This is a genomic window from Atribacter sp., assembly GCF_035418125.1.
GTDB classification, from domain to species: Bacteria; Atribacterota; Atribacteria; order Atribacterales; family Atribacteraceae; genus Atribacter; species Atribacter allofermentans.
On sequence record NZ_DAOLQM010000006.1, the window covers coordinates 15,108 to 34,677 of the forward strand.

General features: G+C 37.8%; 17 protein-coding genes and 2 tRNA genes. All 19 read left to right on the top strand.

Features of this window, described 5'->3' with window-relative positions; all coding sequences use genetic code 11:
* The first annotated feature begins 32 nt into the window (after nt 1-32).
* A protein-coding gene (prfB, locus tag PLK24_RS00995) for a peptide chain release factor 2 (protein ID WP_349770629.1) occupies nt 33-1,131 on the top strand; the annotation gives its coding sequence in 2 pieces (ribosomal slippage) (nt 33-101 and nt 103-1,131; 1,098 coding nt in all).
* Nucleotides 1,132-1,142: 11 nt separating this feature from the next.
* Nucleotides 1,143-2,036: a hypothetical protein gene (locus PLK24_RS01000; protein WP_324475828.1), complete on the top strand. Its 894-nt coding sequence runs from the start codon at nt 1,143-1,145 to the stop codon at nt 2,034-2,036.
* Nucleotides 2,037-2,545: 509 nt separating this feature from the next.
* A complete protein-coding gene (locus tag PLK24_RS01005; protein WP_324475829.1) occupies nt 2,546-4,105 on the top strand; it encodes an acyl-CoA carboxylase subunit beta in 1,560 nt (519 codons plus the stop codon).
* Complete coding sequence (locus tag PLK24_RS01010; protein WP_324475830.1) at nt 4,086-4,289, top strand: hypothetical protein; 204 nt, start codon at nt 4,086-4,088, stop codon at nt 4,287-4,289. The genes PLK24_RS01005 and PLK24_RS01010 overlap by 20 nt, the downstream gene beginning before the upstream one ends.
* 680 nt (nt 4,290-4,969) lie before the next feature.
* Entirely contained in the window at nt 4,970-5,353 is a 384-nt protein-coding gene (locus PLK24_RS01015; RefSeq protein WP_324475831.1) for a biotin/lipoyl-containing protein, read from the top strand.
* Nucleotides 5,350-7,233, top strand: coding sequence for a DUF5693 family protein (locus tag PLK24_RS01020; protein WP_324475832.1), 1,884 nt, complete (start codon nt 5,350-5,352; stop codon nt 7,231-7,233). Before PLK24_RS01015 ends, PLK24_RS01020 begins: the two co-directional genes overlap by 4 nt.
* Nucleotides 7,234-7,244: 11 nt before the next feature.
* The gene (csaB, locus tag PLK24_RS01025) at nt 7,245-8,321 is read left to right on the top strand and encodes a polysaccharide pyruvyl transferase CsaB (protein WP_324475833.1); all 1,077 of its coding nucleotides are present in this window, start codon (nt 7,245-7,247) and stop codon (nt 8,319-8,321) included.
* A gap of 18 nt (nt 8,322-8,339) precedes the next feature.
* On the top strand, nt 8,340-9,083 hold the full coding sequence (locus PLK24_RS01030; protein WP_324475834.1) for a WecB/TagA/CpsF family glycosyltransferase: 744 nt from the start codon (nt 8,340-8,342) through the stop codon (nt 9,081-9,083).
* Between the two features lie 106 nt (nt 9,084-9,189).
* Entirely contained in the window at nt 9,190-9,888 is a 699-nt protein-coding gene (locus PLK24_RS01035) for a cell division ATP-binding protein FtsE (RefSeq protein ID WP_324475835.1), read from the top strand.
* 33 nt (nt 9,889-9,921) lie between these two features.
* Nucleotides 9,922-10,794, top strand: a complete 873-nt coding sequence (locus PLK24_RS01040) for a cell division protein FtsX (RefSeq protein ID WP_324475837.1) — start codon at nt 9,922-9,924, stop codon at nt 10,792-10,794.
* A complete protein-coding gene (locus tag PLK24_RS01045; protein ID WP_324475839.1) occupies nt 10,791-11,987 on the top strand; it encodes a murein hydrolase activator EnvC family protein in 1,197 nt (398 codons plus the stop codon). The genes PLK24_RS01040 and PLK24_RS01045 overlap by 4 nt, the downstream gene beginning before the upstream one ends.
* 356 nt (nt 11,988-12,343) lie before the next feature.
* Nucleotides 12,344-13,534, top strand: a complete 1,191-nt coding sequence (locus PLK24_RS01050) for a S41 family peptidase (RefSeq protein WP_324475841.1) — start codon at nt 12,344-12,346, stop codon at nt 13,532-13,534.
* Nucleotides 13,506-14,639 (top strand): divergent polysaccharide deacetylase family protein, encoded by a 1,134-nt coding sequence (locus tag PLK24_RS01055; RefSeq protein WP_324475842.1) that lies wholly within the window; start codon nt 13,506-13,508, stop codon nt 14,637-14,639. The genes PLK24_RS01050 and PLK24_RS01055 overlap by 29 nt, the downstream gene beginning before the upstream one ends.
* 101 nt (nt 14,640-14,740) lie before the next feature.
* Nucleotides 14,741-15,130: a PaaI family thioesterase gene (locus PLK24_RS01060; RefSeq protein ID WP_324475843.1), complete on the top strand. Its 390-nt coding sequence runs from the start codon at nt 14,741-14,743 to the stop codon at nt 15,128-15,130.
* Between the two features lie 57 nt (nt 15,131-15,187).
* Nucleotides 15,188-16,675 (top strand): glutamate--tRNA ligase, encoded by a 1,488-nt coding sequence (gene gltX, locus PLK24_RS01065; RefSeq protein WP_324475844.1) that lies wholly within the window; start codon nt 15,188-15,190, stop codon nt 16,673-16,675.
* Nucleotides 16,676-16,796: 121 nt separating this feature from the next.
* Nucleotides 16,797-16,870 (top strand) — tRNA-Gln (locus PLK24_RS01070).
* A 4-nt stretch (nt 16,871-16,874) separates the two neighbouring features.
* Nucleotides 16,875-16,949, top strand: a tRNA-Glu gene (locus tag PLK24_RS01075).
* A 186-nt stretch (nt 16,950-17,135) separates the two neighbouring features.
* Entirely contained in the window at nt 17,136-18,461 is a 1,326-nt protein-coding gene (locus PLK24_RS01080; protein WP_324475845.1) for a bifunctional diguanylate cyclase/phosphohydrolase, read from the top strand.
* Between the two features lie 624 nt (nt 18,462-19,085).
* On the top strand, nt 19,086-19,570 hold a 485-nt coding region (locus PLK24_RS01085), incomplete at its 3' end, for an oxygen-binding di-iron domain-containing protein (protein WP_324475846.1).

Here is a 19,570-nt window from a genome sequence, read left to right on the forward strand (position 1 = left end):
AGGATTCGATAGTTTTTAGGAGGTTATAAGTAATGGCGATTGATATTTCTCTTGAATTCAGTACCATTCGACACAAGCTTAGTGAAATAGGAGAATATCTTTGAAGAAGAACAAATACAATTAAAAGTTCAACAAATTGAGAAAAAAATGAATTCCCCCGATTTTTGGAACAACACCCAAAATGAGAGGGAATTGCAGGATTATAAAAAATATAAAAGTTTAATTGAAGAATACGAAGAACTGAAAAAGGAATATCAACTGATAGTTGAGCTCCAAGAAATAATTACTCCTGACGATGATGAGTATTCTGATCTTGAAAAAGATATCCATAACCTTTCGGGGAAAGTTGAAGACCTGGATATCCGTTTGTTATTCCGTAACCAGGAAGACCAAAGCAATGCAATCATAACTATTCATTCGGGAGCCGGTGGAACCGAGTCTCAAGATTGGGTCCAAATGCTTTTTCGAATGTATAGCCGATTCTGTGAAAGAAAAAAATTTGATGTTAAAGTAACCGATGTTTTAGAGGGAGAAGAAGCCGGCTTAAAACACATTACCTTTTTAGTCCAAGGTCAATATGCTTATGGTTACCTTAAATCAGAAAGCGGAGTTCATCGACTGGTGAGAATTTCTCCCTTTGATGCCAATCGAAGGCGTCATACGACTTTTGCCTTGGTGGATGTTATTCCCGAGGTGAGTGAAGAAATCAACATTGACATTAATCCACAAGATTTACGAATTGAAACTTTCCGAGCTGGTGGTCGTGGCGGGCAGCATGTGAATACAACCGATTCGGCCGTGAGGATAGTCCATCTTTCCAGCGGTTTGATTGTGCAATGTCAAAATGAACGTTCACAGCATCAGAACAAAGCAGTTGCCATGAGAATATTAAGAGCCAGGCTTTATGAACTAATGAAAAAAGAGCAAGAAGAAAAAATCTTAGAGATTAAAGGCGAGCAAAAGGAAATTGCCTGGGGGAATCAAATCCGGAGTTATGTCTTTCAACCCTATAGTATGATTAAAGACCATCGGACTGACTACGAAGTTGGCAGTGTACAAAGAGTTATGGATGGAGAAATTGATGATTTTATCGATGCTTATCTTCGAATGGATTGGCAAGGACAGGTTTAGGTATAAATATCATGAAAGTTTACGCTTTGGTAGGTCCAACCGGAACAGGCAAAAGTTATCGAGCTCCTCATATAGCTCAGAGATATGGGATTGACTGCATTATTGACGATGGACTATTAATTTCCCAGGGGAGCATTATCGCCGGAAAATCTTCTAAAGCAGAAGTAAGCAAAATTAAAGCAGCAAAAATCGCGGTTTTTTATTTTACTGATCATCGTCAACAAATTATTGAAGCATTAAAAAAAATTCAACCCCCTAAAATAATGATTTTAGGTATTTCTCTAGCAATGGTTGAAAAAATATGTGAGCGTTTGCAGCTTCCTTATCCATCTGAAATTGTGATGATCGAAGACATTGCTAGTCCAGAAGAAATTGAAAATGCTCTTCAAGCTCGGATTGGAGAAGGGAAACATACTATTCCAGTTCCTTTGGTTGAACTAAAAAGAAATTTATGGGGAAATATTGTTGATACTATTCCAGTGAAAGTTTGGGGTTGGTTTTATTCTTCCAGAGAAAAGACTGTGGTACGGCCACCTTTCAGTTATTTAGGCAAGTTGGTTGTTTCAGAAAGCGCTTTACGATCTATCATTTTAGTTCTTTTAACCAACCTTCCTTGGATTAAAAAAATCAATGATATTTTTTTACATAAAGTTGAGTCTCATGTTAATGTTCGAGTAGGTTGTGTTTTTAAAAATTATTATCAATTAGTCCAAATCTGTGCTTTTATTCAGAAGTATTTAAAAGAAAAAGTAGAACACCTCAGCGGAGTTGAGCTGATCGAAGTCAATATCGACATTGATCAAATCGCCATAATTAAAAATGGAGAAATTGTTGAGAAACGGACAACTAAGGTTAAAAAATCATCACGATCCGAGAGGACAAGAATTTCTTCTTCTCGAAAATGAAACCGATTCATTTTAAAAAATAATGATAAATTTTCATGCCACTTTGATAGCACCAAATGAGGATGAAAAATACCTACCTAAAACGTCTTTACGAGGAGTCCAAACGTTCTTTGGTTGGCCAACGTGGCAATCTCATCAGCCCACTCCGTCATTCTGAGGAGCGTATTTTGCGACGTGAGAATCTCATCCTTAAGAATATTTTAATATAAAAAGAAATAAAAAATGAGATCCTCACGGCTTCTAAAAGCGAAGCCTCAGGACGATGTATCAAAATAGTTCCTTCTCCCTTGAAGGGAGAAGGACAGGATGAGGGTGAAGCCCAAGATTCAAGTCTAGGTTTGGTGTTTTAAAATTAAACTTGAGGGAAAAATTCAAACATCCCCCTCACCTTAATCCTCTCCCACCAGGAGAGAGGAAAAAAGAAAAATGAAAGAAGGTGAGGATGAGAGTTAAGATAGAATTGGTTTTAACTTTAATGGATTAAATAAAAAACTGGTAGGGTTAAATTTATGTCCAGAAAAAAAATGGAAGAGCTCATTAACTCTTTAGTAAATAAAAAAGAAAAGATTCTTTTGGGTGGAGGAGTGGCTGCAATTGATAAACAGCACCAAAGTGGAAAACTAACTGCCCGAGAAAGAATTTTTCTCTTGCTTGACGAAAATAGCTTTGAAGAAACCGATCTTTTTATTGAGCATCGCTCAACCCGTTTTGGAATGGATGAAAAAAAACCACCGGCTGATGGAGTCGTCACTGGTTATGGAACTATCGATGGAAGGCCGGTATTTGTATACTCCCAAGATTTTACCGTTATGGGTGGGTCTTTAGGGGAAATGCATGCACAAAAAATATGTAAAATTATGGACATGGCATTAAAAGTAGGTGCCCCCATTATAGCTATTAATGATTCAGGTGGTGCTCGAATTCAAGAGGGCATAGATTCCCTATCTGGTTATGGTCAAATATTCTATAGAAATACTTTAAATTCAGGTATCGTTCCCCAGATAGCAATAATAGCTGGTCCTTGTGCCGGAGGAGCAGTATATTCTCCAGCTCTTATGGATTATATTTTTATGATTCAAGGCACAAGTAAGATGTTTGTAACTGGCCCTCAAGTTGTGAAAGCAGCGACCGGCGAAGAAGTCACTGCCGAAGAATTGGGTGGTGCCCATACTCACGCTACCAAAAGTGGAGTTGCCAGTTTTGTATCCAGAAGTGAAGAAGAGTGTTTCTTTGAAGTAAAAAGGCTTCTTTCATACCTACCTTCTAATAATGCCGAAGAACCTCCAGTAGGAGAATGCCATGACCCAGTTGATCGAAAAAATACCTCTTTTTTGGATATTGTATCTACCAATCCCAATCGACCTTATAATGTTAAAAAAATCATTGAAGATTTGGTTGATCAAGGTTCTTTTTTTGAAGTTCAAAAAGATTTTGCGAAAAATTTAATCATTGGATTTGCTCGAATGAATGGTCATACTGTGGGTATAGTGGCAAACCAACCCTATCATCTGGCTGGATGTTTAGATATCGATTCTGGTGACAAGGCGTCTCGGTTTATAAGGTTTTGCGACGCTTTCAACATTCCTCTGGTTACGCTTGTTGATGTTCCAGGGTTTTTACCAGGAAGTAATCAAGAATTTGGAGGAATCATTCGACATGGAGCAAAGATTCTCTATGCTTACTCAGAAGCCACCGTTCCCAAGATTACGGTAATAATGCGAAAAGCATATGGTGGTGCTTATTTAGCTATGTGTTGTCGTGATCTCGGAGCTGATTTGGTATTAGCTTGGCCGACTGCTGAAATTGCCGTAATGGGTGCCGAAGGGGCGGTCAATATCATTTTTCGCAAAGAGATAGAAACAGCTTTAGATACTCAGGTTGAAAGAGAGAGATTGCTTGAGGAATACCGTCAAGAATTCTATAATCCTTATGAAGCCGCCAAAAGAGGGTATGTCGATCAAGTTATCGATCCTCAAGAAACTCGGCTAAAGGTTGTTCGAGCTCTTGAAATTTTTTGGTCAAAAAGAGTTACGGGAAAGGGAAAAAAGCATGGGAATATCCCAGTATAAAGTTGAAGCCAAGGTTAACCCTCAAATAATAGCTGCAGTGATAGCTGCGGTCCTTCAATATGAGCATGATGAACAACCCGGGGAAATAATTATAGAAAAACAATATATCCAACAAAAAAATAAAGGGTGGAAGAATTTGTGCTTGCAAGAAAATTGTTGGGGTTTATCGCGTTTTAGGTATTAATTTCCATCAGCAATTAAAGTAAAAACTCAAAAATCAGAAAGAATGATTCCGTTATTCCTTAGCGCTAAATAAAGATGAAAACCCAAGATTCGACATGTCATGGCATGTCGCAACAATAAAGAAACACCGGGCGCAATAAAGACCGAGGGGGGCGAATATTTGATTCCTTCTCCCTTGATGGGAGAAGGTGAGGATGAGGGTGAAGATCCAGAATGAGATTATGATTGGTTGCTATAAATACGTTAATTGTAAAAATCGTTCCGGTATTATCAGGATAGACCCTCATGCCATTTTTGTGGTACCAGATGAGGATGAAAATTGCTTATTCAGAAATCAATCCCCCCTTTAGAAAAGGGGGTTAGGGGGATTTGATTTTTTTTCCCGCTCCGTCATTGAGAGGAGCGCAGCGGACGTGGCAATCTCATCTTTAAAATATTTTAAAAAAAAGGAAAAAATAAAAAGATGAGATCCTCACGCCCTCGAAAAGCGAGGGCTCAGGATGACGCGTGTAGCGTAAGATGAGATCCTCACGGCTTCTGAATACGAAGCCTCAGGATGACACATGTGATGTCAGATGAGATCCTCACGCCCTCAAAAAACGATGGCTCAGGATGAAGCCTTTATTAATCGTTCATGTCTTTTCAGGATAGCAGGTATTATTAATGGGGAGGAGTTTCAGTATGCGTAAATTCAAAGTCCGGGTCAATGGTGAAGAATTTGAGGTTGAAGTATCTGAAGTAAATGAATCCCGGGAAGACGGGAAGATTCGAGTCGAGAAGATAAAAAGAATTCCTCATGAAATTACAGCAACAAGCAATCCTATGCAAGTAACAACGGTTCTTAGGGCTCCCATGCCGGGAAGAGTCTTGTCGGTGCAAGTAAAAAAGGGTGAACGAGTTTCAGGGGGGCAAGTTGGTATAATTTTAGAAGCAATGAAAATGGAAAATGAAATTCAAATTGAAAATGAAGGAATTGTGACCCAAATCTTTGTTGAGGAGAACGATACTGTTGACACCGGCGATCCGCTATTAGAATGCGAAGAAAATCCGAGGGATATCTCATGAAATATTCTAAGCTATTTCTCCTCATAGCAATTATATCTGCTCTGCTTGGCGCAATAATGGTGTTACCCACAAGATTAAGAAACGAATCAGCTATGAAAGAAATTGAAGTTGTTTGCGACTGGCAGGATATTGAAGTCATATCACTCCGTTTGGGAATATCGGTTGAGGAAACCTTGGACGAATTGAAACAAGCAGGTGTGAGTGTTATTGGCGTCAGTGATTATGATTTAAAAAATCTTCAGCAATTGGGGAAGGTGTTACCAGTTGTCGTTGATCATGATTATCCATCCATTCTTCGTTATTTTTATGTCTCTAATAGTACTTTAAAAGAAACTATTATCCACCACTTAAACATTTTAGGTCGGGTTCCAGTAGAAGTTTCCCCAAATATTATTGGCTTAAATATTTCCTATGAAGAAGAGGATAAGATAGGTTTGGGTTGGGATTATAACCTTGTGCAGCTTTTAAAAGATAAGGGATTTCGGATTGTACTTCGTCCAAGAAACTGGCAAGGTATTTCTCCAGAAATCTTAAAAGCTGTCCTTTCCGATCCGATTTTTGATCAAGCGGATGGTTTAATTTTCTTTGGTGACCAAGTGCTGGGAAATGGAAATGAAGAATCTTTGAAGGAAATGGCTAACTTTCTTGATGAGAAAAAGCTATTTTGGGGATACACCGAATTCGTTGGACAAAAAGGAGAAACTATCCTTGCTCGTCAAGTTCCTGGTCAAACCATCCGAGTTCATAGTATCCCACCGGATGAAATTAAGAACTATACTCCTCTCGAGGCCCGAGAAAGGTTTCTCCGAGCGGTGAAAGAACGATCAGTTCGTCTTCTTTACGTTCGTTTTTTTACTGAACCGACTATAAACCTTTGGGAAAAAAATTATTCCTATCTTACTGCGCTATTTTCTGACATTGAGTCCAGTGGATTTACCCGTGGAACTATTCACCCCCTAATCCCCTTTGCACCTCCCTTGATTGCCTCAGTTCTATTTTCAGTTTCGGTGGCAATTGCTATTGCGCTGCTTTATAGTTACTTTTTACCCGGAAAATGGATAATTCTCATTTTAAGCTTATTTGTATTATTAGGAGCCCTTTTTCAGGATCAAATGTTGAGCCTGAGGATTATTGGTGTACTTGCTGGTATTGCTTATCCAAGTTTGGCCGTTTTTTCCCTGATTGATGGGCTTCGGTCAAAAAAGAATCCGTTGGTTTCCATACTGGTAGCTTTTTGTATGGTATTTGCCGGTGGACTGGTGGTTTCCTGTGGTCTTTATCATTGGCTTTATGTTCTTCGGATTGAGCAATATTCAGGGGTGAAAACCTCGTTGGTCATTCCAATTCTTTTAGTTGTTCTTTATCTTTTTAGGTCGGGATATCTGAATCGTAGTATTCGTTCAGTGGTTTTAGGGACTTTAAAGCGTTATGAATTTGTTATATTAATGATTCTCGCTGGAGGATTTGTGGTTTATTTGACCCGTTCAGGTAACTTTCCATTACTCCCAGCCGGAATGTTAGAAAGCAAAATGAGGCTTTGGTTGGAAAGATTGCTCTTTATGAGGCCACGAACCAAGGAATTTATGATTGGTTACCCGGCTTTATGGCTTCTTATTTCTCTCCGCCGTTTTAATTATCAACCTCTTTTTAAGGTTGTGCTTTGGCTTGGAGTAACAATTGGTTTTATCACCTTCTTCAATTCTTTTTGTCATATCCATACCCCATTTCTTTTCATCCTTCTCCGATTCTTTAACGCCTTTATACTAAGTTTAGTGATATTCATTTTTTATTATCTAATTGTTCGAATCGCCTATTGGATATGGAAATGGTTGGGTCAATTTGGAGAAAATGATGCTCATAAAAAAAGTACAAATATATAAACCGCTTTAACATGAAAGATACTCAAAAAAAAATATTTTTACTCGGTTATTATGGTTTTGGTAATTGGGGAGACGAACTTTCTCTTCAATCAATAATCAATGATTTGGAAATTATCTCTAAAGATACTCCCTATTCTTTTCTTTATTCGGTTTTAAATCAAGATAATAGATTTTTCCCTCGATCCTTCTCTAATCTATCAGTAATTATTCGAAAAAAAATAATTACAGTTTTAAAAGAAATTACCAAAAGCGATTATGTTGTCGTAGGAGGAGGGAGTCTTTTACAAGATTCAACGAGTTTTCGATCTTTAATTTACTATTCTTTTTTACTTTGGTGGGCACAGATTTTTCATCGCCCACTTATTTTTTATCGTTGTGGATTAGGTCCGTTCCATAAAGTCTTAAGCCAGAAGCTGGTAGCTTTTATTCTTAAAAGAGTGAAATTATTTATTGCCCGTGATCATGAAAGTGCTGAGTTGGCAAAAAGATTAGGTGGTTATAGCAACAGGATAAAAATTGGAATCGATCCAGTAGTTACGAATTATAAGAATATTTTAACTATTACTCAGGCCAAACCAACGGTTAGTTTTTTTGTCCGAAATTGCAGCCGCCCTTACGAGGAAAAATTAATTGATTCATTAAAATATCTTCAAGCCAGAATCCAGGAAAGGATTGAAATCGTTGCTTTTCACTATAATTATGATTATAAAATTGCTTCACGTATTGCCAATCAGATTGGTTGTCAATGGAAGTACTTCCAATCTATTGAAGAAATACCACTTTATTTCCATCAACTCGCTGCTGTTTTCACTATGAGACTTCATCCGGCTATTTTGTCAGCCATGATGGATGTTCCTTGGTTTGCTTTGAATATTGATCCGAAGATTGAGTCCTTTGCCAATTGGTGGGAAAAGAAAAATTTGGTAGCTTGGCAAGATCTCTCGCAAGAAACATTTTTTAGGCTGTTTGAACAACGCGATAATATTTTTAAAAAAAACAATGAACTTATGAAACAGTTAAAACGACTGGATGATCAAAGCCGGATATGGTTGCGGGAGTTCTTTGATCAAAAGAATCATTTTTATTGAAAGGAAAATAAATACCCCATGCAGGGAGGATCGTCATCAGAATATTCATTATTAGGTATTTTAATTGCTGACTACGCTATATCAGATCTCATTTCCTATATTACTGAATCAATTCAATCCGGTCAAAAAGCCCATATCATCACCCTCAATCCTGAAATGGTTGCGCGGCAAGCAACTGATGGGGAGTTTTATCAAGCTTTGCACGGTGCTGAATTGCGGATTGTTGATGGGAATGGGATATTATTAGCAGCCCGAATATTAGGAAAAGCGATCCAACACCGTACACCAGGGATTGAATTGGTTGAAGAGCTTCTCAGGGTGGGGCAAGAGAAGAGTTGGTCTTTTTATTTTTTGGGTAGTTCTTCAGAAGTTGTAACCAGATTAGTGAAAAACCTTAAAATTCATGCGCCTAAGACTCTCATTTCGGGTTTTCATCACGGGTATTTTCAAGATTCTTTACCAATTATAGAAGACATTAATCGGTCGAAGCCGGATATACTCCTGGTGGGTTTAGGTTCTCCCCAACAAGAATTGTGGATTCATAAGAATCGAAATCTCCTTCAAGCCTCGATTATGATTGGTATAGGTGGGAGTTTTGATGTACTCTGTGGAGATAAAAAAAGAGCTCCATTTGTATTTCGGAAAATGAAATTAGAATGGCTTTATAGAATAGCTTCCGAACCGCACCGTTTGAAAAGAGTTATTCCAGCTTTTTTTAGATTTGGATGGATGGTTTTAAAAGAGAGATTGGTATTAAAATAATCACATTCATCACAGTATAATGGTAAATGGTATAATGACCAAAAGGTATATGGAATGAGCTCATTTGAAGAAAAGGGTTAAAGAATAGTAGAGAGAACTCTAAAAAATGTCATTTATAGGTTTTGACAAGGTGTATAAAATATATCCCAGTGGAGTTAAGGCCCTTCAAAATGTTTCGTTCTCAATTGAAGAAGGTGAGTTTGTTTTTTTAGTTGGTCCTACTGGTGCTGGGAAAACAACTTTAATGAAACTCATCAACCGAGAAGAGCTTCCAACTTCGGGTAATATTTGGTTTGATGATATCCGTATCAATCATTTAGACGATGGATACCTTCCTTTTCTTCGTAGAAATTTAGGCATTATTTTTCAAGATTTAAAACTCATTCCTTCCCGGACGGTTTATGAAAATCTCATTTTTCCTTTACAAATCATGGGAATCAAAAAGAATGTTATTTATAAGTTAAGTACCCGAATTTTAGCCATGCTGGAAATGGAAAACCGTAAGCACCATTTGGTAGAATGGTTATCGGGTGGAGAAAGGCAAAAATTATGCTTGGGGAGAGCTTTAATCCATCAGCCCCAACTGGTTTTGGCCGATGAACCGACTGGAAATCTTGATCAATATTCTGCTTATGAAATGGTAGAAACCTTATATTTTTATTGTCGGGAAGAAAAAGCGAGTGTAATTGTTTCCACACATAATGACCGGTTGTTAAAAAGTTTCTCTGGTCGAATATTGCAACTCGATCAGGGACACTTGGTTGCTGATCGTTACTATCGGGCAAGAGTTGAAACCGGGTTTTAATGCCAACAATAGATCAGAAGGGGCTGGAGAACTTTGGGTTTTGTTCGCGATGCATTTCATAATTTACGAAAGCGACCATCCCTGGTATTGATTGGATTTCTTAGTATCTTCTTTACCCAGCTGATTGTGAACATTTTTATCTTTGGTTATTTAGAAATGGAAAAAATGGGGAAGTTTTCAGGTCAGAGTTTTACTATAAAAGCTTATTTTCAGTCTGAAGTCACCGACGAAAAGGCTCAAGAAACTGTTCAGAAGTTAAAAAATCTTCCCGATGTCAGCTCAATAGTTTTTCTTTCCAAAGAAGATGCTCAAAAGAAGTTTCTTGAATACTTTGAACTAACACCAGAGGATTTTCCTGTTGATGAAAATCCCTTCCCCCTTTCTGTAGAAATTATACCGAAACGAGTAGAATCTATTCCTGAACTGGCCAATCAAGTAAAAAATACCGGATTATTTGATGATGTCATTTATGGCGGAAAAAATGTTGATGTTTTTGTAAAGTTCTATCACATGCTCTTAAGCGTTGGCAGTATAGTACTCTTTTTGGTTTTTATTTTTTCATTGATTGTTATTATCAATTTAATAAGGATTTCCATACAATCCAGGAAGGAAGAAATACGAGTTTTTCATTTAATCGGTGCGACCGAAACTTTTATACGACGTCCAATCATTACTGAAGGTTTTTTTGAAGGTTTGTTTGCTGGTATTTCAGCATTTTTACTGAGCATACTGGTTTTTCATTTTCTCCTTGATTTTCTCCATGCTGCATTTCCATTTTTTCCTTGGATAAACCTCACCGATATCATGGCTCCTCTCTTGGTAGTCGATACCTTTATGGGTGGGGTAATTGGTATTTTGGGGAGTCTTATCGCCTGTAATTCGGTGCTTAAGGAGGTGCTACGATGAGAAAGCACTCTTTCCTCATAATCGTGAGCATAATTCTGATCAATTTTCTTTTTTTGAATATTACAGATAGTTTGGGCAGCGACATTGAATCTGAGATAAATGCTCAGTTAAAAGAATTAGAAAAAATGAAATCAGAACAAGCTAAACTGGATCAGGAATTAAAAAAATTAGAAAAGACCCAGAAAAACATTGCTGCTGAAATACAAAATATAGAAAATAAGATCGAAAAATTGGAGAAAGACATTACTACTTCAAGAAATCGGATTTTGCAGCTGGAAAAGGATCGGGCCCATCTTCGTAAAGATATTGAAGGTCTTAGCCAAGATATCTCCTCCAGTAAAACTAAAATATCACAAGCTATGGTTCGAGCTTATAAAAATAACGTTAATTTTGATTTTTGGAGTGTTTTTTTAGGAAGCAGCGATCCTTCAGAGGTTGAAGAACAATGGTATCTTTTTCAGAAATATAGCGATCACGAGATGAGTAATATTTCAAAATATCTCAATAAAAGACAAAATCTACAAAATAAACTCAAAGAAATTGAACAGAAAATAAGGTTAGAAGCAGTATTAAAGGAGAAGTTAGTTCTTGAAGAAAAAAATGTAAAAAAGCTTGAAGAAACTCGTAAAACACTTCTAAACCAGTTATTGGTTGATAAAAAGAAATTCCAAAGTAGTCTTTCAGAATTACTTGCTGCTCAGAAAAATGTCACCAATCTTATTTCCCAAATGCAAAAGGAACTTAAAAAAAGTCGAGAAAGCACTTCTGCTTCGACTAAGAATCTTCCACCGGTTAAGATGGGGCGTTTCTTTTGGCCGGTGAGTGGTGGAAAAGTTATTAAGAACTTTGGTATGTCAAAAGATCCGGTTTATCAAATCCAAGTATTTAATCCTGGTATTGATATTGCTACCAGTCGGGGTGATAATGTTTATGCTGCTCAAGACGGGGTTGTATTATTAGCGAGAAGTATACGAGGTTATGGAAAAACGATATTAATCGACCACGGTCAAGATGTGGTAACTATGTATGCTTATCTTGATTCAATTAAAGTAAATCCTGGTGATATGGTGAAGGGAGGACAGATGATTGGATTGGTTGGAGAAACCGGCTTGACCAATGTCCCAGCTGTCCATTTTGAAGTTAGAGTGGGAGCAAATGCCCAGGAAGATAATCCTCTTAAATGGTTAAAGTAATTTTCCACTTCATTTTTATGTGTTTGGATTAATCAGTCTATGTTAAAATAATTATTTAATTGTTTTGCTTGTAGATACAGAATAGGCCCCCAGTGTCACGTTGTGGCACTAGAGAGCAATGAAAATACCTATCTAAAACCGTCATTGCGAGGAGCACAGCGACGTGGCAATCTCATTTAGTAAATTTTTTTGAAAATAATAAAAAAGATGAGATCCTCACGCGGGAAAGCGCCGCTCAGGATGACGGTAATGTAAAACGATGCTATATTTTCAGGATAGGATAAAATGGGATTTGCAATGAACAAAAGGAGATTAAGCGCTATCCATCTACTCCTAAGAGCCGATGGAAGTTTGAGGTGAACAAATTGCAAAAAAAACGTTTAGCCATTTGGGTAGTTATTATTGCGGTTCTTATGGGGTTTATCATTGTTACTTCAGTTCAAGCTAACCGTTATGATGCCTATTTTTCAACTGAAATAGAAAGTGATAAATGGCAGCCACTTCTCGAGACTATCTATCTGATAAAGAATCAATATTATTCGGAGCAGGAAATCGATGAAAATGATTTGATGGAAGAAGCGATTCGAGGTGTATTAAAGGCAACCGGGGATCCCTATGCGCGATACTTAAATGAGGAAGATCTAAAAATTGAAACCAGCGATCGCATTGAAGGTGAATTTTCTGGCTTAGGAATAGTGATTGCGATTAAAGACGATAAATTGACCGTCATAACACCTTATCAGGGATCACCAGCTTCTCAAGCTGGGGTAAAAGCTGGTGATGTGATTAGCCAAATTGATGGTGAATCTACCACGGGAATGCCATTAGATGAAGCAGTACGGAGGCTTCGGGGTGATAGAGGGACCAAAGTTGTCATACAATTACAGCGAGAGGGGATAGAGGAACCTATAACCGTGACAGTGGTCAGAGATATTATTAAGATAAAAAGTGTCGAATTTGAATTATTAGAAGAAGGTATTGGTTTAATTCGTATCATAGAATACCATGGACGAACCAATCTTGAGGTTGAAGACGCCATTAAGCAATTAAAACTGCTCGAAGTAAAAGGGTTGGTAATCGATTTAAGAAATAATCCAGGTGGACTTCTTTCCTCGGCAATTATTTGTTCGGGTTTATTTGTTCCCCGGGATACCAATATCCTTTTTATTGAAGATCGAAACGGAAACCGTGAGACGTTGGAAAATCCGGTCGACAAAATTGTTGATCTTCCTATGGTAGCTTTAATTAATAAGGGAACTGCCAGCGGAGCAGAGATAATGGCAGGAATTTTTCAAGTCATTTTAAAAACGCCTCTTATTGGAGAAACAACCTTTGGAAAAGGTGTAGTCCAGCAGATTTTCCCCCTTTCTCACCAGGGAGGAGTTATATTTACCATTTCAAAATATTACTTACCAGATGGAACCGATATTAATGGTGAGGGAATTCAACCTAATGTAGTAGTTGAAAATGAAGAAGAGCAAGTAGATATCGCCATCCAGGAGTTAAAAAGGATTATCAATGAAAAAGAAGAAAATGTCTCCGAGTAAAACTGTATTTTGGGTGTTAATAACATCGATCTTGCTTTGTTCAGCAGTATTAATTTATGAACTCCAGCAAGATGGGGTGCTTAACAATAAATATATTGCTCTGGCAAAAGTTATTCCTTCCCAGCAAGACCGTTGGCTTTCGTTATTCCTTTTCCATGAAATGAATAACCTTTTTCCCGACCTTGCTGTCCAAATTATAGAAAATCCTGAAACGGGAAAATCTTGGAAAGTTATGATGAAGGATGTTCCAGAATATCACCGTGAAGAGATATCTAATCGACTTCAGGCAATTTTTAATGTACTTTTTGGTTTTGGATTTTATGGTGAAAAGAGAACTCTCAATGAAAAAGATGTCTATTTTCTTTTTCGAGATCTGATGCCTTGGTTTACCTTGGAGGTTTACTTTCAGCCTCTCTATCAGGTGGCGATTGTGATTGATGATTTAGGTTACAATCGAACCAATGCCGAGCTCTTTTTAAAACTTCCCCAGAAGATAACCTATGCAGTTTTCCCCCATCTTCCACTCAGCCGTTCGTTGGGGGAGAAGTTTAGTGAATATGGGAAAGAAATATTGATTCATCTTCCCATGGAAGCCTTGGATAATGAACAAAATAATAATGAACCTTTGATATTGAAGACCGGAGACGATGAGGCCCGGGTTAATGATATTATAAAAAAGGCCATTGTAAATCTACCAACAGCACGAGGACTTAATAATCATAAAGGTTCAAAGGCTACCCAGGACCCAAAACTGATGCGAAGGCTTATGCTGGTTCTAAAAAACTCCAATCTTTTATTCTTAGATAGCGTAACCAGTGATCAATCAAAGGCTTTTGATATTGCTCAAGAGGTTGGACTCCTTTCTTTTCGAAGGGATATTTTTATTGATGGGAATACCTCGGTTGAATATATTCAACAAAAACTTTGGGATGCAGTATCAATAGCTAAAAAAAGAGGATATTCAATTGCTATTGGTCATGTGAAGTCGGAAACTTATCAGGCTCTGGAATCTTTCTTCCATTCTTTCAATGACCCAGAAGTAGAGTTTGTTTTTCTTTCAGAATTAGTTCAACCAAGCAAGAGGAAGAGCCAGAACACTCCTTAGGTAAAGCTGCACTAAGAAATGATTTTTTTTTAGAACCCCGTGCAAAATTATTAGAGCGGGTCGTTTCTTTTTAATAATCTGATTCGAGGTGATACCGAATAATGGATTTTCCCGATACTCACCATTGTTTTCTCTGTGGTAATCAAAACCCAATGGGTTTTAAACTGAAATTTAAAGAAGATAATGGGGATACGGTTTCCGAAGTGTCAATTCCCTCCCAGTATCAAGGTTTTGATGGAGTGGTTCATGGAGGTATTGTGGCAACCTTTCTCGATGAAATAATGGCCCAGGCAGTAAAAAAATCCGGCCAAAAAGCCATGACCGGCACCCTAACTGTAAAGTATCGAAAACCCTGTCGTACTGATGAGAAAATCCAGATACGAGGTCGTATAGTAGAAATCAATGGTAGAATTATTAAAGCCCAGGGCGAGATAATCCAAGACCAAGAAATCGTCGCTGAAGGGGAAGGAATTTTTGTTATTCCGAGATAAATATAATTATATTGACAGTTACCAGTGAAATAGTTGCTATGAGGAGGATTCTTTTTTATGGAAAAAACGGTTAGAGTACGGTTTGCCCCCAGCCCTACTGGGTTTCTTCATTTAGGGGGTGCCCGAACTTCACTATTTAATTGGGCATATGCGAGGAAAACCGGTGGAGTGTTTGTCCTCCGTATTGAAGATACCGATGTTGCCCGCTCCACAGATGAATCAGTGGAGGTTATACTGGATAGTTTAAAATGGCTTGGCTTTAATTGGGATGAAGGCCCAGGAGTTGATGGTCCTTATAAACCTTATTATCAAAGTATGAGGTTGTTTTTTTATCAAGAGCAGATACAAAAATTATTACAAACCGGGAAAGCCTATCGGTGTTTTTGCTCTGCTGAAGAGTTGGCTGAACGTCGAGAAAAAACAATGGCAGAAGGAAAAAATTGGCGTTACGATCGCAAATGTCTTCAGCTATCACCAGCAGAAGTTGAAACCCGGTTGAGTCAGGGAGCGAGTTCGGTGATTCGTTTTTTCATCCCCGAAGGAGAAACGTCTTTTATTGACATGCTTCGAGGTGATGTGATCTTCAACAATGTCGAACTGGATGATTTTGTTCTTTTAAAATCGGATGGGATGCCGACTTATAATTTTGCTTGCGTAGTTGACGATGCATATATGAAGATTACTCATGTGATAAGAGGAGATGACCATATCTCCAACACCCCTCGTCAGGTTCTTCTTTATAAAGCGTTAGGATTTCCGGTACCTCAATATGCTCATATACCGATGATACTTGGAAAAGATAAAACCCGATTAAGCAAGCGGCATGGCTCCCCATCGGTTACTTATTATCGGGATAAAGGGTATCTCCCTGATGCTATGGTCAATTACTTAGCCCGATTAAGCTGGGCTTCAGGGGAAGAAGAGAAAGAAATATTTACCCGTCAGGAAATCATCGAAAGATTCTCTTTAGATCAAGTGAGCAAACATTCGGCGGTTTTTGATCTGGATAAACTGAATTGGATGAACAGCGTTTATATTCGGGAAGCCGATCAATCAACATTGGTTCAAATATTAGTGGAGATTTTAATTCGGGAACAAGTCATTAAACCGAATGTAGTAACCCCAGATTTTATTCATTATTGTGAAAAAATTGTTGCTGTTATGCGGGAGCGTATGAAGTATGTGGGGCAAATAACCGAAGATGCCAGGTATTTTTTTACTGAAGACTTTGAGTATGATTGGATAGCTTTTGATAAGGTATTGATGAATGAAGGCGCCGAAGATCGATTGGTTCTCTGTCGAGAAGAGTTTAAAGAACTTGATGAATTAACTGTTGAAGCCACTGAAGATGTGATCAGAAATTTATCTGAAAAACAAAATATAAAAGCCGCTCAATTTATTCACCCTCTGCGTATGGCAATTTCTGGAGTGAAGGGAGGGCCTGGACTTTTTGAACTCTTGGAAATTTTAGGGAAAGAGAAAGTGCTGTTTAGGATTGATCGCACCTTAAACCAAATAAAAATCCGAAAGCAAAGTGGTAATTGAGAAGGAACCATTTTCAGGATAGACCTCATTTTGTAAATATTGAATTCATCAAGGTTTGGAGAAGTCAGTTTATTATTGAAAATACTGAATAGTGATGGTATTATATTTTTTGCTTGATCGCTGAGAGGTCGTCTAAGGGTAGGACACGTGACTCTGGATCATGGAATGGTGGTTCGAATCCACCCCTCTCAGCCAATGTGGCGCAATAGAATAGTGGTTAGTTCGGCGGGCTCTCAATCCGCAAGCCCGGGTTCAATTCCCGGTTGCGCCACCAATATCCCTAATAGATTTTAGATCCGACTTTTTTCTCGTTGTTTAAAAAACTTAATTGCCAAAACCTCCCAAATAAAATAGTATTATATAATCATCTATTTTCTATCATTTTTAAAGAGAAGAAAAACGGAAAAAAATCATTGTTTTTTGAAACAGAAGTTTAACTGGTACAAGGGGAAAGATTGAATTGAAAAGAAAAGCCCTTAAAAGGGGTTTTAATCCCATAATAAACCAAAAAAACTACCGGAACGAACTATTCAACTCATTCAACCACAACAATTTTAACTCGGATTCTATTCATCCTGAAGATCAAATTACCGAAGAGAACCAGAAAGGTTTTAATAACAAAATTGAAAAGAACGAAATATCTTTAAAAGAAAATGAAGATAATGGGATTCAGCCGATGGATAACCAGGTTAAATTTTATTTTTATAAGGATGAAGAAGTTTTTCAAGATTTTACGATAAAAAGCCAAAAGTATTTTTCCAATAATATTGTACTTCGCGATCCCCTCACTGGATTATTGAATCGAGTACTTTTTGAAGAAGAAACAAAAAGGCTCGATACTGAGCGTCAGCTGCCGATAAGCATAATAATGGGTGATGTAAATGGGTTAAAGTTGGTGAATGATATCTACGGTCATGATTATGGTGATAGGTTTTTGGTTGATGTAGCAGCAATACTCAGAGATTCGTGCCGAAAAGAAGATATCATTGCCCGTTGGGGAGGGGATGAATTCATAATTCTTTTACCAAAAACCCCACAAGAAACCGCTCAGGCTGTGGTCAACCGGATTTCGGAAAATTGTCAAAAAAGAAAAACCGAAACGATACCCATCACTATATCACTTGGTATTGGTACTAAAAATCTTCCTAGTGATCAAATCAAAGAAGCCCTGAAACAAGCTGAGAATGATATGTATCATAAGAAGACTATTGAAAACCAGTTGATCAGGGACCGACTTTTTACTTCATTAAAATTAAAATATTGGGAAGTAAAAAAGCTTTTTCAGAAAGAAGGAAACACGGAAAATCTTCTTTATCATCACCAATTGGGTGAAAGGCTTCTTCTTGATCAACAAGCCATAAATGAGCTTTTATTGTTAGCTGCTCTCCATGATGTTGGAAAAATCACCATTCCACTTCACCTGCTCTTGAAAAAAGAACCCTTAACCTTGTCAGAGAAACTAACCCTCAAGAGAATCCCTGAAATTAGTCACCGTATTCTTCAATATTTTCCTAATACTTTTTCAATTGCCGATGCTGCCTTAAGCTATTGTGAGTGGTGGGATGGATCAGGATATCCACGGGGACTTGCTAAAGAAAATATTCCAATGATTTCGAGGATTTCTTCGGTGGTGAATAGCTATGATTTAATGATTCAGCCTCGTCCCTATAAAAATCCCTTGGCACCTAAAGAAGCTTTAACTGAGATACATAACCAATCAGGGAAACAGTTTGATCCAGAGGTCGTCAAAAGCTTCCTTAAAATAATAGAGGAAAAAGTAGGTTAAATCCCCATGCCCTTTATGATGCTTAATGAGGATGAAAATGCCTATTCAGAAATGAATCTCCCCCTTTAGCAAAGGGGGTAAGGGGGATTTGAATTTTTTCCTGCTCCGTAATTGCGAGGAGCATCCTATGCGACGTGGCAATCTCTTTTCCCCAGTCTGTCATCCTGAGGCTTCGTATTCAGAAGCCGTGAGGATCTCATCTTTTATTCGAATTTCTTAATTTTTTTCTCATTATAACCAGGAAAAAAACACCCTCCCCGCCGAAAAACGGCACCCCTCCAAGGAGGGGAATTGTTGAATTTATTCCCCCATTGAGGGGGGATTAAGGGGGGTGTGCCTTTTTCTTTTTTGTTTTGATCGTGATTTACACGTTCTGGTATTTATAAGATAGTAAAGAAAACATTAAAAATATCAAAGAATGATCAATGATCGAATATCATTATGAAAACAGCAATGAGAATAAGAGCGGTGAACTTGTAAATTGTGAAAATTTTCCCACCTTTTCTCTATCTTTCAGTTTTCCTTAATAAGTCCTTCGTAAGCAAAATCACCATCAAACAAACAAATTCAGGTATAATAGAGATTGAATTTTTATTTCCGTAATGAGAAGGAGGATGAGAACCTATGCCGGCTGTGGAGTTAGGAAACAAGATACACTGGATCGGTGTCAATGACCACACCACCGACCTCTTTGAGGGTTTATGGCCGATTACCCAGGAAGGAGTTTCTTATAATTCGTATCTCATCAATGATCAAAAAAAAGTCATAATCGATTTAGCCAAATCAATAAAAGTCGATGAATTTTTTAAGCGAATTGCAGAAATTGTCGATCCTTCTCAAGTTAATTATATCATTCTCAACCATATGGAACCGGACCACACCGGTGTTTTGAGGGTCCTTCGGAAAATTGCTCCCCAAGCAAGAATTCTTTGTTCTCCAAAAGCCAAAGACATGATTCAAGCCTTTTATGGAATTAATGATCAGGTTCAGGTTGTCCAAGATGGAGAAGAGGTGCAATTGGGTGAACTAACCCTCCAATTTTTTATGACACCTTTTGTTCATTGGCCAGAGACCATGATGACCTATGAAAAGAAAAACCGAATATTATT

Excerpts from the sequence above, each read along its gene's own strand:
- PLK24_RS01000 (WP_324475828.1), top strand. The coding sequence starts at position 1,143 with ATGAAAGTTTACGCTTTGGTAGGTCCAACCGGAACAGGCAAAAGTTAT.
- PLK24_RS01005 (WP_324475829.1), top strand. The coding sequence starts at position 2,546 with ATGTCCAGAAAAAAAATGGAAGAGCTCATTAACTCTTTAGTAAATAAA.
- PLK24_RS01010 (WP_324475830.1), top strand. The coding sequence starts at position 4,086 with ATGGGAATATCCCAGTATAAAGTTGAAGCCAAGGTTAACCCTCAAATA.
- PLK24_RS01015 (WP_324475831.1), top strand. The coding sequence starts at position 4,970 with ATGCGTAAATTCAAAGTCCGGGTCAATGGTGAAGAATTTGAGGTTGAA.
- PLK24_RS01020 (WP_324475832.1), top strand. The coding sequence starts at position 5,350 with ATGAAATATTCTAAGCTATTTCTCCTCATAGCAATTATATCTGCTCTG.
- csaB (WP_324475833.1), top strand. The coding sequence starts at position 7,245 with ATGAAAGATACTCAAAAAAAAATATTTTTACTCGGTTATTATGGTTTT.
- PLK24_RS01030 (WP_324475834.1), top strand. The coding sequence starts at position 8,340 with ATGCAGGGAGGATCGTCATCAGAATATTCATTATTAGGTATTTTAATT.
- PLK24_RS01035 (WP_324475835.1), top strand. The coding sequence starts at position 9,190 with ATGTCATTTATAGGTTTTGACAAGGTGTATAAAATATATCCCAGTGGA.
- PLK24_RS01045 (WP_324475839.1), top strand. The coding sequence starts at position 10,791 with ATGAGAAAGCACTCTTTCCTCATAATCGTGAGCATAATTCTGATCAAT.
- PLK24_RS01055 (WP_324475842.1), top strand. The coding sequence starts at position 13,506 with ATGAAAAAGAAGAAAATGTCTCCGAGTAAAACTGTATTTTGGGTGTTA.
- PLK24_RS01060 (WP_324475843.1), top strand. The coding sequence starts at position 14,741 with ATGGATTTTCCCGATACTCACCATTGTTTTCTCTGTGGTAATCAAAAC.
- gltX (WP_324475844.1), top strand. The coding sequence starts at position 15,188 with ATGGAAAAAACGGTTAGAGTACGGTTTGCCCCCAGCCCTACTGGGTTT.